The organism is Streptomyces sp. NPDC093261 (assembly GCF_044753645.1).
Taxonomy (GTDB): Bacteria; Actinomycetota; Actinomycetes; order Streptomycetales; family Streptomycetaceae; genus Streptomyces.
Map to the genome: position 1 here is coordinate 289,469 of NZ_JBIVNO010000002.1, position 13,351 is coordinate 302,819.

Genomic DNA, 13,351 nt, shown 5'->3' on the forward strand with positions numbered 1-13,351 from the left:
GCAGGGGACGGCCGCCGGATGCCGGAAGGCGAAGCCGGATTGGAACCGTGGGCCGGTCATCCGCGAGGATGGGAGACATGACCGCCCAGATTCTCGATGGCAAGGCCACCGCAGCCGCGATCAAGTCCGATCTGACCGCCCGCGTGGCGGCGCTGAAGGAGAAGGGCGTCACGCCCGGCCTCGGCACGATCCTGGTCGGGGACGACCCCGGCAGCCGGAAGTACGTCGCGGGCAAGCACCGCGACTGCGCGGAGGTCGGCATCGCGTCGATCCAGCGCGAACTGCCCGCGACCGCCACTCAGGAGGAGATCGAGGCGGTCGTCCGCGAGCTGAACGAGGACCCGGAGTGCACCGGTTACATCGTGCAGCTGCCGTTGCCCAAGGGCATCGACGAGAACCGGATCCTGGAGCTGATGGACCCGGACAAGGACGCGGACGGCCTGCACCCGATGAACCTGGGCCGCCTGGTGCTGAACGAGCCGGCGCCGCTGCCCTGCACCCCCAACGGCGTACTCACCCTGCTGCGCCGCTACGGCGTGGAGATCAAGGGTGCCGAGGTCGTGGTCGTCGGCCGGGGCGTGACCATCGGGCGCCCGATGCCGCTGCTGCTGACCCGGCGCAGCGAGAACGCCACGGTCACCCAGTGTCACACCGGCACCCGCGATCTCTCGGCGCATCTGCGGCGTGCCGACATCATCGTCGCCGCGGCGGGCTCCGCGCATCTGATCCGGCCCGAGGACGTCAAGCCGGGCGCCGCCGTCCTCGACGTCGGCGTCTCCCGCAGCGCCGAGGGCAAGATCGTCGGTGATGTCCACCCGGACGTCGCCGAGGTGGCCGGCTGGATCTCCCCCAACCCGGGCGGAGTGGGCCCCATGACCCGTGCCCAGCTCCTCGTGAACGTGGTCGAGGCGGCGGAGCGCAGTGTCGGCTGACGGCGAGCCCGAGGACACCCGGGAGAAGGACACCGCGGTGGGGCGGGAGACGGACGCCGAGCCGGTCGTGCGGGACGCGGTCAGCGCTCCCGACGCCGCCGGCCGGCCGGTGCGGACGACCCGGCGGTTCCCGCGGATCACCCGGGACACCGCCCGGCCGGAGGGCGGCGGCCGGGCCGCGCCCGGTGACGCGCCCGCGCCCGCCCGCCAGTGGCCGATCCTCGTGGTGCTGGGCGTCGTCGGGCTCGGGCTGCTGGTGACCGCACTGGACGCGTTCCGCTTCGGCACCATCCTGATCGGCGTCGCGCTGCTGGGCGGTGCCGCGATGCGCTGGCTGCTGCCCGACGTGGGCATGCTCGCGGTGCGCTCCCGCTTCACCGACATGGTGACCTACGGCGTCCTGGGCCTGGCCATAGTGCTGCTCGCGATGATGGCCCAGCCCGATCCCTGGCTGGAGATACCGTTCCTTGACGACACGCTGCACTTCACGGTCCGCACCTGAGGCCGCTGCCGTCCGGCGGACGCACGGCGGGCCGCCCCTTCTCCGGGAGGGGCGGCCCGCCGTCGTCGTACGGGGGGCGGCGGGTGCGCTCTCGTCGTATGGGGCCGGCGGTGCGCTGTCGTCGTACGGCCCAGTGGTGCGCTGTCGTCGTATGCGGCCGGGCCGGTGACGCCGGTCGGACGGCCGTACGGCGGGTGCGGGTTGTGCAGCAGCCGTGGGCGGCGTTCCGGCTGCCGGGGGAATCGGACAGAGCGGGAACGCGGTACGGGCCCCACCGCTGCGACGACGATGGTCGGACGCGATCGTGAAGGGGGGCGGCGTGGCGGACCGGATCAGGGAAATGGGCGCCGCTGCCGGAGGGCCTGGGGCGACAGGCCCGCGCGCCGGCCGAGCACTCCGTAACGGGACGGGACGGCCCTGGCACGGCTCGGGCCCACAGAGGCCTCGGTACCGGGCGCACGGGGCCCCGGATCGGCGCGGGCACACAGAAGGGGCGCTCGGCCTCTCCCCCGTGGGAGGCCGGGCGCCCGGGCGGTCGCACCGCCCGGGAAACACCCTTGTGTACGGGCGTGAGCTGTTCAACACCTGAGGGAGGGCTGTGGCACGGAAGTGACCGTTCCGCTACCGTCTGCGCGCCCTGCAACGGAACCGATCAGGCCCCTGACGTCGTCAATCGAACGGATGGACGCTTGAGCCGGGTAACGCGGAGGGGTGAGCGATGGGTGCCTGGCAGTCGCTGCCGGACGATCTGCCGCCGGAGGTGCGGCACTTCGTGGAGCAGTTACGGCTCCTGAAGGACCGCACCGGTCTCAGCCTTGTCGCCCTCGGCGCGCGCACCGCGTACAGCAAGTCGTCCTGGCAGCGCTATCTCAACGCCTCCCAGCCGCCGCCCCGCCAGGCGGTCGCCGCGCTGTGCCGGGTCGTGGGGCTCGAGAGCGAGGAGGCCGAACGCTTCGGTGTGCGCTGGGAACTGGCCGTGCGCGCCTGGCCCCGCCAGCCCGCACCGGCGCCCGCACCGGAGGACGGTGTTCCCGTGCCTGCTCGGGCGGATGGTGCTTCCGTGTCTGCTCCGGTGGATGGTGCTTCCGTGTCTGCTCCGGTGGATGGTGCTCCCGTGCCCGCGTCGCCAGGCGCCGACCCCGTACCCGCACCGGCGGACGGTCCCGTGCCGGGGCAGTACGAGGACGATCCGACGGTTCCGTGGTGGGACCGCCCCGAGGACGTGCCCCCGCCGCGCCCCGCCGGGCGCCGTCTTCTGCTCACCGCGCTCCTCGCCCTGCTGATGCTGCTCGTCGTGGCCGTCGTCGGTGCCGTGGCCCTCGGGTGAGATGAGGCCGGTGTGACGGCCGAGGTCGCCGCCCTGTCCCTGATGTGCCGATGCGTCGACAAGTTCGCGGATGGCCCCGAATGCTCGCCGTGCCGGGGCTAACGTGTCCCCTCGGGACGGTCCGGGGGCGTCCCGAGTGCCCTCGCCCCGTCAGGGGGAAGCCCGACCGCCTCAGCGCACACCGGGGGAATGAGGGGGGAAGCGATGCCTCGTTGGAAGGCCCTGCCCGAGGAACTCGATCCGCAGATACGGGAGTTCACGGGACAGCTGCGGCGGCTCGTGGACCACAGCGGGCTCAGCGTCTATGCCGTGGCCGACCGCACCGGCTACGGCAAGTCGTCCTGGGAGCGCTACCTGGCCGGCCGGCTGCTCGCGCCGAAGGGCGCCGTCGTCGCCCTGGCCGAGGTGACCGGCACCGACCCCGTCCGTCTGACCACACTGTGGGAGCGGGCCGAGCGTGCCTGGAGCCGCTCGGAGACGCGCCTGGACATGAACCTGGACGCCGTCCGGATCTCCCAGGGCCGCACCGCGACGGCGCCCGGCACGCCGCCGCGGCCGGCGGCCGCCACGCCCCCGGGCGCCGCGGGCGACGTACGTACGGGCGCGGGCGACGTACGGACGGGCGCGGGCGACCTAGGGACGGGCGAAGGCGACGTACGTACGGGCGCGGGCGACGTACGGACGGGCGCGCCGGGAGTCTTCGGGCCCGCGGCGGCGTTCGGACCCGCGACGGCGGGCGGACCGCCCGGCACCGGGCGGCCGGTGACCGGCGGTGCCCAGCGCAGGCGGCGGCTGATGATGTTCCTCGCGGGCCTGGCCGGGGCGCTCGCGCTGATCGCGGTGGCCTTCTTCCTCACCGGCGGCGACGGAAAGAGGTCCGCCGGGGCGCCCGGACCGTCCCCGACGTCGGCGAGTCCGAACCCGGACCTGCCGGCGGGCGTCCGGTGCGCCGGCGCGGACTGCACCGGCAAGGACCCGGAGAAAGCGGGCTGTGGCGGCACCCTGGCCAGGAGCACCACCAGCGTCACCGTGGGCACGACCCTCGTCGAGGTCCGGTACAGCAGGACCTGCGGGGCCGCGTGGGCTCGTATCACGCGGGCGGCGCCGGGCGACACGGTCGAGGTGTCCGCGGGCGGATCGGCCCGGCAGACCGGGTCGGTGACCGGCGCGGCGGACACGGACGCGTACACCCCCATGGTCTCCGTGAAGGACGCGGCCGCCGCGAAGGCGTGCGTGACGCTGGTGTCGGGGCGGAAGGGGTGCACGAAGTAGCGGAAGTGGCGTGCGCGCCACAGGCGCACCTCCGCGCGCCCCCTGCCGAAGAGATTTCGGAGAGACCTGCGGAGAGGACCTGCCGAGAAGACCTGCCGAGAAGACCCGCCGAGAAGACCCCCGACAAGACCTCTCGAAAAGACTCGCCCCCACCATGCATGAGCCGGCCGTCGCGGGGCAGGCGCACGGTACCCCCACGGGAGTCCGGTAGCGCCGGGAGGCCGAGGCCCTTCCGGCTGGACGTCCCCCCGGCGGCGGCCTCCGCTCGGTCCCCCTCTTCGGAGCGGACGGCCGCCGCTCCATCGCGCCCGCGAAGCGGACGGCTCCCGCCTCGGCCGGTTGTGGGACGGGCCACACAGGCCCGGCAGTGCGCGCTCACGGATGCGCGATAGCCTGACCGCTGGATCTCTCTTGACGCCAAGAGATCGATCATCCATACCTTTGATCGATCATCGCGGCGGGCGTCGGCCACGAGCCGACGGCGGGGATCCCGCACCCCGGGGCGACGACGCCCCACCGCCAGCTGTCATACGGAGAACGCCATGACCCGCACTCCCGTGAACGTCACCGTCACCGGCGCGGCCGGCCAGATCGGCTACGCACTGCTCTTCCGCATCGCCTCGGGCCAGCTGCTCGGCGCGGACGTGCCGGTCAAGCTGCGCCTCCTGGAGATCACCCCGGCGCTGAAGGCCGCCGAGGGCACGGCCATGGAGCTCGACGACTGTGCGTTCCCGCTCCTGCAGGGCATCGAGATCAGCGACGACCCCAACGTCGCCTTCGACGGCGCCAACGTCGCCCTCCTCGTGGGCGCCCGCCCGCGTACGAAGGGCATGGAGCGCGGTGACCTCCTGGAGGCCAACGGCGGCATCTTCAAGCCGCAGGGCAAGGCCATCAACGACCACGCCGCGGACGACGTCAAGGTCCTCGTCGTCGGCAACCCGGCCAACACCAACGCGCTGATCGCCCAGGCCGCCGCCCCGGACGTGCCGGCCGAGCGCTTCACCGCGATGACCCGCCTCGACCACAACCGCGCGCTGACCCAGCTCGCGAAGAAGACCGGCGTCTCGGTCGCCGACATCAAGCGCCTGACGATCTGGGGCAACCACTCCGCCACCCAGTACCCGGACATCTTCCACGCCACGGTCGCCGGCAAGAACGCCGCCGAGGTCGTGAACGACGAGAAGTGGCTCGCCGACGACTTCATCCCGACCGTCGCCAAGCGTGGCGCCGCCATCATCGAGGCCCGCGGTGCCTCGTCGGCCGCCTCCGCCGCCAACGCCGCCATCGACCACGTGTACACCTGGGTCAACGGCACGGCCGAGGGCGACTGGACCTCCATGGCCATCCCGTCGGACGGCTCCTACGGCGTCCCGGAGGGCCTCATCTCCTCCTTCCCGGTCACCACCAAGGACGGCAAGTACGAGATCGTCCAGGGCCTGGACATCAACGAGTTCTCCCGCGCCCGTATCGACGCGTCGGTGAAGGAGCTGGAGGAGGAGCGCGAGGCGGTCCGCTCCCTCGGCCTCATCTGACCCGCTCGGTCTCGCCGCGACGGCCCGCAGGCCCCGCCCCGGTTCTTCCGGGGACGGGGCCTGCGGTCTTTCCGATCGCCGTCCGTGGGTTCACCTCGACCGGGGACAGGGCCCGGCCTTCGTCACGGCCGTCCGGCGCGCGACGGCACGTCCCGTGCCGGTGGCGCCCCGAAGGCGCCCAGGATGGGGGGCGAACCCCGGCCGTGGGCCGGGCCCTCGATGACGCCGAAGGGGCCGCGGCGAGTCCGGCGGTCAGCGGCAGGGCGCCCAGTTCTGCCTCAGGCCGGCCCCGGGGTCATGCCCCGGGGCCGCTCCGGCGGGTTCTGTCTCAGGCCGACCCCAGCAGGCTCTGGAGCTTCGAGACGTCCAGTGACGTGCTCGGGGGCGGAGTCTTGGCCGTAACCGGCTTGTTGTAGTCCGTGAAGGTGAGGGTCAGGTCCGTGCCGGGCCCCTTCTGGGCCGCGCGGTACAGCAGGTGCGGCCTGCCCGTCGTGACATACAGCGTCGAGGTCAGGCCGTTCGTCGTGAAGGACAGCGGGACCACCCGGGTGCCGTTCACGGTCGTCGCGAGGCCCTCCTTCAGGGTGGTGGGCGGCGTCGCCGTCGCGGCCGACTGGAGGTCCTGGAGACTGCAGGCGTTGACGACACCGCTGAAGACCATGTCGTTCGTGGAGCCGTGGATGTAGTGGTTCTTGAACGTCTTGGCCGCGGCCGTGCCCCGGTCGCCCGGAAGCTCCGCCGTCCAGAACGCCGTGTTCGGCTTCAACCACACATCGGTGCCTCGCTTGACGATCCGGACCATGCCGCCGTGCGTGCCGAGGGACAGGGTGCCCGCGCAGTTGCCCTGCCGGTCGAGCACGAGGTCCATCGCGGTGGGCAGCGTGACGCTGTTCGCCGCGGCGGCGCTGCGGTCCTGATAGTGGATCCGGACGGATGTCGCCTGCCGTAGCGCGCTCTGGGCCTGTGCTGCCAGCTGCTGTGGGCTCTGGTCGCCGCCGGTCCTGGCCGACGACACGCCGCCCAGCGCGGGGGAGAACAGCAGACCCATCGTCGCGGCCGTCACCGTCGCGCGCGTCGCGATTGTGAAGCCCTGCGTGCGGAACATCGCGTCACCTCCACCAGTAGGTCAGGCTCAGCGTACTTTTCACCCTTTTCGACCGCATTTTCAGTGACGCGGAGCACTTTCGGTCACACGGACGCATGCATTCCCGGCGCAGGGGCAGGTGCACGCCGCCCATGGGGGGTGACACGCAGGTGACACAGGGCGACCGAACAGTAACGGAAGGCATTACCGATCATGTCGGGACAGCAGGCACGGCAGGCAGCGCAGACCATTCATGTGGCAGGAGAGTGGCGCCCGGCGCTCTCCGGTGCCACGCGCGAGATCCTGGACCCCGCGGATGCCGAGCCGCTCGCCCTGGTTGCGGAGGGTGACGAAAGGGACGTCGACGCGGCCGTAGCGGCCGCCCGCCGCGCCTTCGACGACGGTCCGTGGCCGCGTACGTCCGCCGCGGAGCGCGCCGCGCTGCTGCACCGCGTCGCCGATCTGCTCGTACGCGATCGCGAAGAGCTGGGCCTTCTGGAGAGCCGCGACGCGGGCAAGACGCTGGAGGAGGGCCGCGTCGACATCGACTGCGTCGCCGACGCCTTCCGCTACTTCGCGGGCCTCGTCGCCGCCGAGAGCGCCGGCCGTGTCGTCGACGCCGGCTCGCCCGACATCCACAGTGTCGTGGTGTACGAGCCCGTCGGCGTCTGCGCCCTGATCACCCCCTGGAACTATCCGCTGCTCCAGGCGAGTTGGAAGATCGCCCCCGCGCTCGCCGCCGGCAACACCTTCGTGGTCAAGCCGAGCGAGATCACCCCTATGACCACCGTCGCCCTGATCGAGCTGCTCGTGGAGGCCGGACTGCCCGCAGGGGTGGCCAATGTCGTCACCGGCCCCGGCCACTCGGTCGGCGCCCGGCTCTCCGGGCACCCCGACGTCGACCTGGTCTCCTTCACCGGCGGACTCGTCAGCGGCACGAAGGTCGCGCAGGCAGCCGCCGTCGGCGTGAAGAAGCTCGCCCTCGAACTCGGCGGCAAGAACCCCAATGTCGTCTTCGCCGACGCCTGCGCCACCGAGGAGGGTTTCGACACCGCCGTCGACCAGGCTCTCAACGCCGCCTTCATACACAGCGGCCAGGTGTGCTCGGCCGGCTCCCGCCTTATCGTCGAGGAGTCCGTCAAGGAGCGATTCGTCGCCGAACTCGCCCTGCGCGCGGGCCGGATACGCCTCGGCCGCGGCACCGAGAAGGGCGTCGAGTGCGGTCCGCTGATCTCCGCCGAGCAGCGCGACAAGACCGAGGCGTACGTCGCCTCCGCGCTCGCCGAGGGCGCCGTGCTGCGCTGCGGCGGCAAGCGCCCCGAGCCGGACGAGACCAGGCCGGCCGACGGCTACTTCTACGAGCCCACCGTGCTCGACGCGTGCCACCGGGAGATGAGGGTCGTACGCGAGGAGGTCTTCGGGCCCGTCCTGACCGTGGAGACCTTCCGCACCGAGGACGAGGCGGTCGCGCTCGCCAACGACACCGAGTACGGCCTCGCCGGCGCCGTGTGGACCGCCGACGCGGGCCGCGCCCGCCGTGTCGCCGGCCGGCTGCGGCACGGCACCGTCTGGATCAACGACTTCCACCCCTATCTCCCGCAGGCGGAGTGGGGCGGCTTCGGCAAGAGCGGCATCGGCCGCGAACTCGGCCCCGCGGGCCTCGCCGAGTACCGCGAGGCCAAGCACGTCTACCAGAACCTGGCCCCGAAGCCGGTCCGCTGGTTCGCGGGCTGACGCCGACCGCGCACCCCCGTCCCCCCACCGCACCTCTGGAGCAGCACCCCATGCACCCGACCACCCACGAGTACGACTACGTCGTCATAGGCGGCGGCACCGCCGGTTCCGTCATCGCCTCCCGCCTCACCGAGAACCCGGACGTCACCGTCGCCGTCATCGAGGGCGGCCCGAGCGACGTCGGCCGCGACGACGTCCTCACTCTGCGCCGCTGGATGGGCCTGCTCGGCGGTGAACTGGACTACGACTACCCGACCACCGAGCAGCCGCGCGGCAACTCCCACATCCGGCACAGCCGCGCCCGCGTGCTCGGCGGCTGCTCCTCGCACAACACCCTGATCGCGTTCAAGCCGCTGCCCTCCGACTGGGACGAGTGGCAGGCGGCCGGCGCCGAGGGCTGGGGCGCCGTCCCGATGGAGGCGTACTACGCCCGCCTCCTCAACAACATCGTCCCGGTGGACGAGAAGGACCGGAACGCCATCGCCCGCGACTTCGTGGACGCGGCCCAGGAGGCGCTCGGCGTGCCGCGCGTGGAGGGCTTCAACAGGAAGCCGTTCACCGAGGGCGTCGGCTTCTTCGACCTCGCCTACCACCCCGAGAACAACAAGCGCTCCAGCGCGTCTGTGGCGTATCTGCACCCGGTGATGGACGAGCGCCCGAACCTGACGATCCTCCTGGAGACCTGGGCCTACAAGCTGGACCTCGAGGGCACGCGCGCGCAGGGCGTGCACGTGCGCACCAAGGACGGCGAGGAGATCCTCGTACGGGCCCGGCGGGAGGTCGTGCTGTGCGCCGGCGCCGTCGACTCTCCGCGGCTGCTGCTGCACTCGGGTGTCGGCCCCAAGGCGGACCTGGAGAAGCTCGGCATACCGGTCGTGCACGACCTGCCGGGCGTCGGCGAGAACCTGCTGGACCACCCCGAGTCGGTGATCGTGTGGGAGACGCACGGGCCGATCCCCGAGAACTCCGCGATGGACAGCGACGCCGGGCTGTTCGTGCGCCGCGACCCCGAACAGCCGGGCCCGGACCTGATGTTCCACTTCTACCAGATCCCGTTCACGGACAATCCGGAACGCCTGGGCTACGAGCGGCCGGAGTTCGGCGTCTCGATGACCCCGAACATCCCCAAGCCGAAGAGCCGCGGCCGCCTCTACCTCACGAGCGCCGACCCGGAGGTCAAGCCCGCGCTCGACTTCCGCTACTTCACCGACGAGGACGACTACGACGGCCGCACCCTCGTCGACGGCATCCGCATCGCCCGCGAGATCGCCAGGACCGAGCCGCTGGCCGGCTGGCTGAAGCGAGAGGTGTGCCCGGGCCCGGACCTCACCGGCGACGAGGAGCTGAGCGCCTACGCCCGCAAGGTCGCCCACACCGTGTACCACCCGGCCGGCACCTGCCGCATGGGCGCCGAGACCGATGAACTCGCCGTGGTCGATCCTTGTTTGAAGATCCGCGGCCTGGACGGTATCCGCATCGCCGACGCGTCCGTCTTCCCCACCATGCCCGCCGTGAACCCGATGATCGGGGTGCTCATGGTCGGGGAGAAGGCCGCCGATCTGCTCGGAGGTGAGGCCTGATGGCTCTCGCAGTTCCCACCCGTAAGCCCCCCACCGGCACGTCCGGTGCCCCCGTCTTCTCGGTCGAGGGACTGTGGAAGGTCTTCGGTCCGAAGGCCGGCCGCATCCCGGCGGACCCCCAACTCGCCGCGCTGCCGGCCGCCGAGCTGCGCGAACGCACCGGCTGCACGGCCGCGGTCCGCGATGTGGGCTTCGACGTCCGCAAGGGCGAGGTCTTCGTCGTCATGGGCCTGTCCGGCTCCGGCAAGTCCACGCTCGTGCGCTGTCTGACCCGGCTGATCGAACCGACCGCGGGCACCATCGCCATCGACGGCGAGGACGTCCGCGCCATGGACAAGGCGCGGTTGCGCGAACTGCGGCGCCACCGCGCCGCGATGGTCTTCCAGCACTTCGGCCTGCTGCCGCACCGCACGGTCCTCGACAACGTCGCGTACGGCCTGGAGGTTCAGGGCGTCGGCCGGTCCGAACGCCGTGAGCGCGCCGCCGAGTTCATCGCCAAGGTCGGCCTGGAGGGCATGGAGCAGCGGCGCCCCAGCCAGCTGTCCGGCGGCCAGCGGCAGCGGGTCGGACTCGCCCGCGCGCTCGCCGTCGACCCCGAGGTGCTCCTGTTCGACGAGCCGTTCAGCGCGCTCGACCCGCTGATCCGGCGCGATATGCAGGAGGAGGTGGTCCGGCTGCACCGTGAGGAGGGCCGCACGATGGTCTTCATCACGCACGATCTGAGCGAGGCGCTCAAGCTGGGCGACCGCATCGCCCTGATGCGCGACGGCCGGATCGTGCAGCTGGGCAGCCCCGAGGAGATCGTGGGCTCCCCGGCCGACGACTACGTCCGCGCGTTCGTCCGGGACGTTCCGCGCGAGCAGGTCATCACCGTCCGCTCGGCCATGCGCAACGCGTCCGCGGAGGAGGCGGGGGGCGGTCCGGCGGTGTCGCCGGACGCCACGGTCTCGGAGGCGATCGAGGCGGTCGCCCGCACCGGTTCCCCGGCCCGCGTCATGGACGAGGGCCGCTGCCTCGGCGTCGTCGACCACGCGCGCCTGCTCGGCGTCGTGGCCGGCACAGACCAGGGCGTCGTGACCGGGACCGGCCAGGACGCCGTGACGGGGACCGATGAGGCCCAGCGGGCCACCGCCACCGCGCCCGGGACGGACTGGAGCGCTGCCGCCCCGTCGAACCGGGCGGCCGTGGATGGTACGGACCGGGCCGCCGCGGACGGTACGAACCAGGGGGCCGTGGATGGTACGAACCAGGGGGCCGTGGATTGTACGAACCAGGCGGCCGTGGATGGTACGGACCGGGCGGCCGTGGACGGTGCGGACCAGGCCTCCGCGACCAAGGCGGGCCAGGCCACCGCCACTCCGTCGGACCAGGCCGCCCCGCACGGAACGGGGCAACGCGCCGTGACCGGGACGGAGCAGGCCGAGGAGGTGGCGTGATGGCCACGCTCACCGCCACCGCGCCCAAGGCCACCGTTCCCGGCCTGCTCAGGCATCGTGCCGTGAGCAAGCTCCTGCTGCTCGCGGCCGTCGCGGCGGTCCTCGCACCGCTGGCCGACGCCCGCTGGGCGAGCGGCACCTGGCCGCACGCGCTCACCGTCGACCTCTCCAAGCCGCTGGCCTCGGCCAGCAACTGGATCATCGACAACCGCGACAGCCACCCCCTCTTCCTGTACTTCTTCGGCTACGTCAGCAACGCCGTCATCCTGGCCGTACGCGCCGTCTACCTCGTGCTGCTCGCGGCGGGCTGGCCGGGCGTGACGGCCGCCGCCGCACTGCTGGCCCGGCGCGCCGCGGGCACCCGTCTGGCCCTCGCCACCGCGGCGGCGTTCCTTGCCTGCGGTCTGCTCGGCATGTGGGTGACCACCATGCAGACGCTCGCGCTCATGGTGGTCGCGGTGCTCGTCTCGGTGGCGCTCGGCGCGCTGCTGGGCCTGGCCGCGGGCCTGTCCGACCGTACGTTCCGCGCCCTGCGGCCGGTGCTCGACACCATGCAGGTGCTGCCGGCGTTCGCGTATCTCCTGCCCGTCGTGCTGGTCTTCGGCATCGGTGTCCCCGCGGCCGTGCTCGCCACCGTCGTGTACGCGGCCCCGCCGATGGCCCGGCTCACCGCGCTGGGCCTGCGCGGCGCCGACAGCGAGGTCCTGGAGGCGGTCGAGTCGCTCGGCACCACCGCCCGCCAGCGCCTGTTCACCGCCCGGCTGCCGCTGGCCCGGAAGGAACTGCTGCTCGGCCTCAACCAGACGATCATGATGGCGCTGTCCATGGCCGTCATCGCCTCGGTGATCGGCGCCGGCGGCCTCGGTGACCGCGTCTACCAGGCGCTCGCCTCCGTCGACGTGGGCGCCGCGCTCGCCGCGGGCATCCCGATCGTGCTGCTCGCGGTCGTCCTGGACCGGGTCACCGGCGCGGCGGGAGCCGAGGCCGAGCGGCCCGGCGGACGCGCCGGATGGGCGTACGCCGCCGTCGCGACCCTCGCCGTCGCCCTTGCCGCGCGGCTCGCCGGCCGCCTGGACTGGCCGGACGCGTGGACCGTACGGATCGCCGACCCGGTGAACAGCGCCGTCGACTGGATGACCGCCCATCTGTACTCGGGCGTCCCCTACGTGGGCGGCACCGCCGACTGGGCGGCCCACTTCACCACCTGGATCCTGGACCCGGTGCGCGCCGGGCTCCAGGGGCTGCCCTGGTGGGCGGTCCTGCTCGTCGTCGCCGCCCCGGCCTGGCTGATCGGGACCTGGCGCACCGCGCTCACCGCCGTCCTCGCCATGGCCGCGACCGGTGTGCTCGGGGTGTGGAAGCCGTCCCTGGACACATTGTCCCAGGTGCTGGCGGCCGTCGCCGTCACCCTCGTCCTCGGTGTCGCGACCGGCATCGCGGCCGCCCGCAGCGACCGCTTCGAACGGCTGCTGCGCCCGGTCCTGGACGTCTTCCAGACGATGCCGCAGTTCGTGTATCTGATCCCGGTCGTCGCGCTGTTCGGCGTCGGCCGCGCACCCGCCGTCGCGGCGGCGATCGTCTACGCGCTCCCGGCCGTCGTCCGCATCACCGCCCAGGGCCTGCGCCAGGTCGACCCGGCCGCCCTGGAGTCGGCGCGCTCGCTCGGTGCCACCAGCGCCCAGCAGCTGCGCCAGATCCAGCTTCCGCTCGCCCGCCCGGCGCTGCTGCTCGCGGTCAACCAGGGCGTGGTCCTGGTCCTCGCCGTCGTCATCATCGGCGGCCTGGTCGGCGGCGGCGCGCTCGGCTACGACGTCGTCTTCGGCCTCGCGCAGGGCGACCTGGCGACCGGCCTGGTGGCCGGCGCGGCGATCGTCTGCCTCGGGCTGATGCTCGACCGGGTGACCCAGCCGACCGAGCGGCGCGCGAAGAAGGGAGCGTGACATGTCTCGTAC

10 protein-coding genes are annotated in these 13,351 nt (G+C 72.6%); 9 read left to right on the forward strand and 1 reads right to left on the reverse strand.

The genetic code is table 11. The features are described 5' to 3' along the window. Positions 1–77 precede the first annotated feature (77 nt). From ACIP94_RS07730 to ACIP94_RS07750, 5 genes are all read left to right on the forward strand, one after another. Complete coding sequence (locus ACIP94_RS07730; RefSeq protein ID WP_402421005.1) at positions 78–932, forward strand: bifunctional methylenetetrahydrofolate dehydrogenase/methenyltetrahydrofolate cyclohydrolase; 855 nt, start codon at positions 78–80, stop codon at positions 930–932. Positions 933–969: 37 nt separating this feature from the next. Further along, entirely contained in the window at positions 970–1,434 is a 465-nt protein-coding gene (locus ACIP94_RS07735) for a DUF3017 domain-containing protein (protein ID WP_402421725.1), read from the forward strand. A gap of 718 nt (positions 1,435–2,152) precedes the next feature. After that, positions 2,153–2,761, forward strand: coding sequence for a helix-turn-helix domain-containing protein (locus tag ACIP94_RS07740; RefSeq protein WP_402421007.1), 609 nt, complete (start codon positions 2,153–2,155; stop codon positions 2,759–2,761). A 204-nt stretch (positions 2,762–2,965) separates the two neighbouring features. Further along, complete coding sequence (locus tag ACIP94_RS07745; protein WP_402421010.1) at positions 2,966–4,033, forward strand: DUF2690 domain-containing protein; 1,068 nt, start codon at positions 2,966–2,968, stop codon at positions 4,031–4,033. A gap of 542 nt (positions 4,034–4,575) precedes the next feature. Next, positions 4,576–5,565, forward strand: coding sequence for a malate dehydrogenase (locus tag ACIP94_RS07750; RefSeq protein ID WP_402421013.1), 990 nt, complete (start codon positions 4,576–4,578; stop codon positions 5,563–5,565). A gap of 328 nt (positions 5,566–5,893) precedes the next feature. On the opposite strand, the gene ACIP94_RS07755 is transcribed toward ACIP94_RS07750, so the two are convergent. Next, positions 5,894–6,670 carry a hypothetical protein gene (locus ACIP94_RS07755; protein ID WP_402421017.1) on the reverse strand — a complete coding sequence of 259 codons (777 nt, stop codon included), beginning with the start codon at positions 6,668–6,670 and terminating at the stop codon, positions 5,894–5,896. Between the two features lie 192 nt (positions 6,671–6,862). Between ACIP94_RS07755 and ACIP94_RS07760 the strand changes: the two genes are divergently transcribed. The 4 genes from ACIP94_RS07760 to ACIP94_RS07775 are packed head-to-tail and all read left to right on the forward strand — an operon-like array spanning position 6,863 to position 13,339. Continuing rightward, complete coding sequence (locus ACIP94_RS07760) at positions 6,863–8,383, forward strand: aldehyde dehydrogenase family protein (protein ID WP_402421019.1); 1,521 nt, start codon at positions 6,863–6,865, stop codon at positions 8,381–8,383. 50 nt (positions 8,384–8,433) lie between these two features. After that, on the forward strand, positions 8,434–9,963 hold the full coding sequence (locus ACIP94_RS07765; RefSeq protein ID WP_402421022.1) for a GMC family oxidoreductase: 1,530 nt from the start codon (positions 8,434–8,436) through the stop codon (positions 9,961–9,963). Then, a complete protein-coding gene (locus ACIP94_RS07770) occupies positions 9,963–11,399 on the forward strand; it encodes a glycine betaine/L-proline ABC transporter ATP-binding protein (protein ID WP_402421024.1) in 1,437 nt (478 codons plus the stop codon). Before ACIP94_RS07765 ends, ACIP94_RS07770 begins: the two co-directional genes overlap by 1 nt. Beyond that, a complete protein-coding gene (locus tag ACIP94_RS07775; RefSeq protein WP_402421027.1) occupies positions 11,399–13,339 on the forward strand; it encodes an ABC transporter permease in 1,941 nt (646 codons plus the stop codon). The genes ACIP94_RS07770 and ACIP94_RS07775 overlap by 1 nt, the downstream gene beginning before the upstream one ends. Positions 13,340–13,351 lie beyond the last annotated feature (12 nt).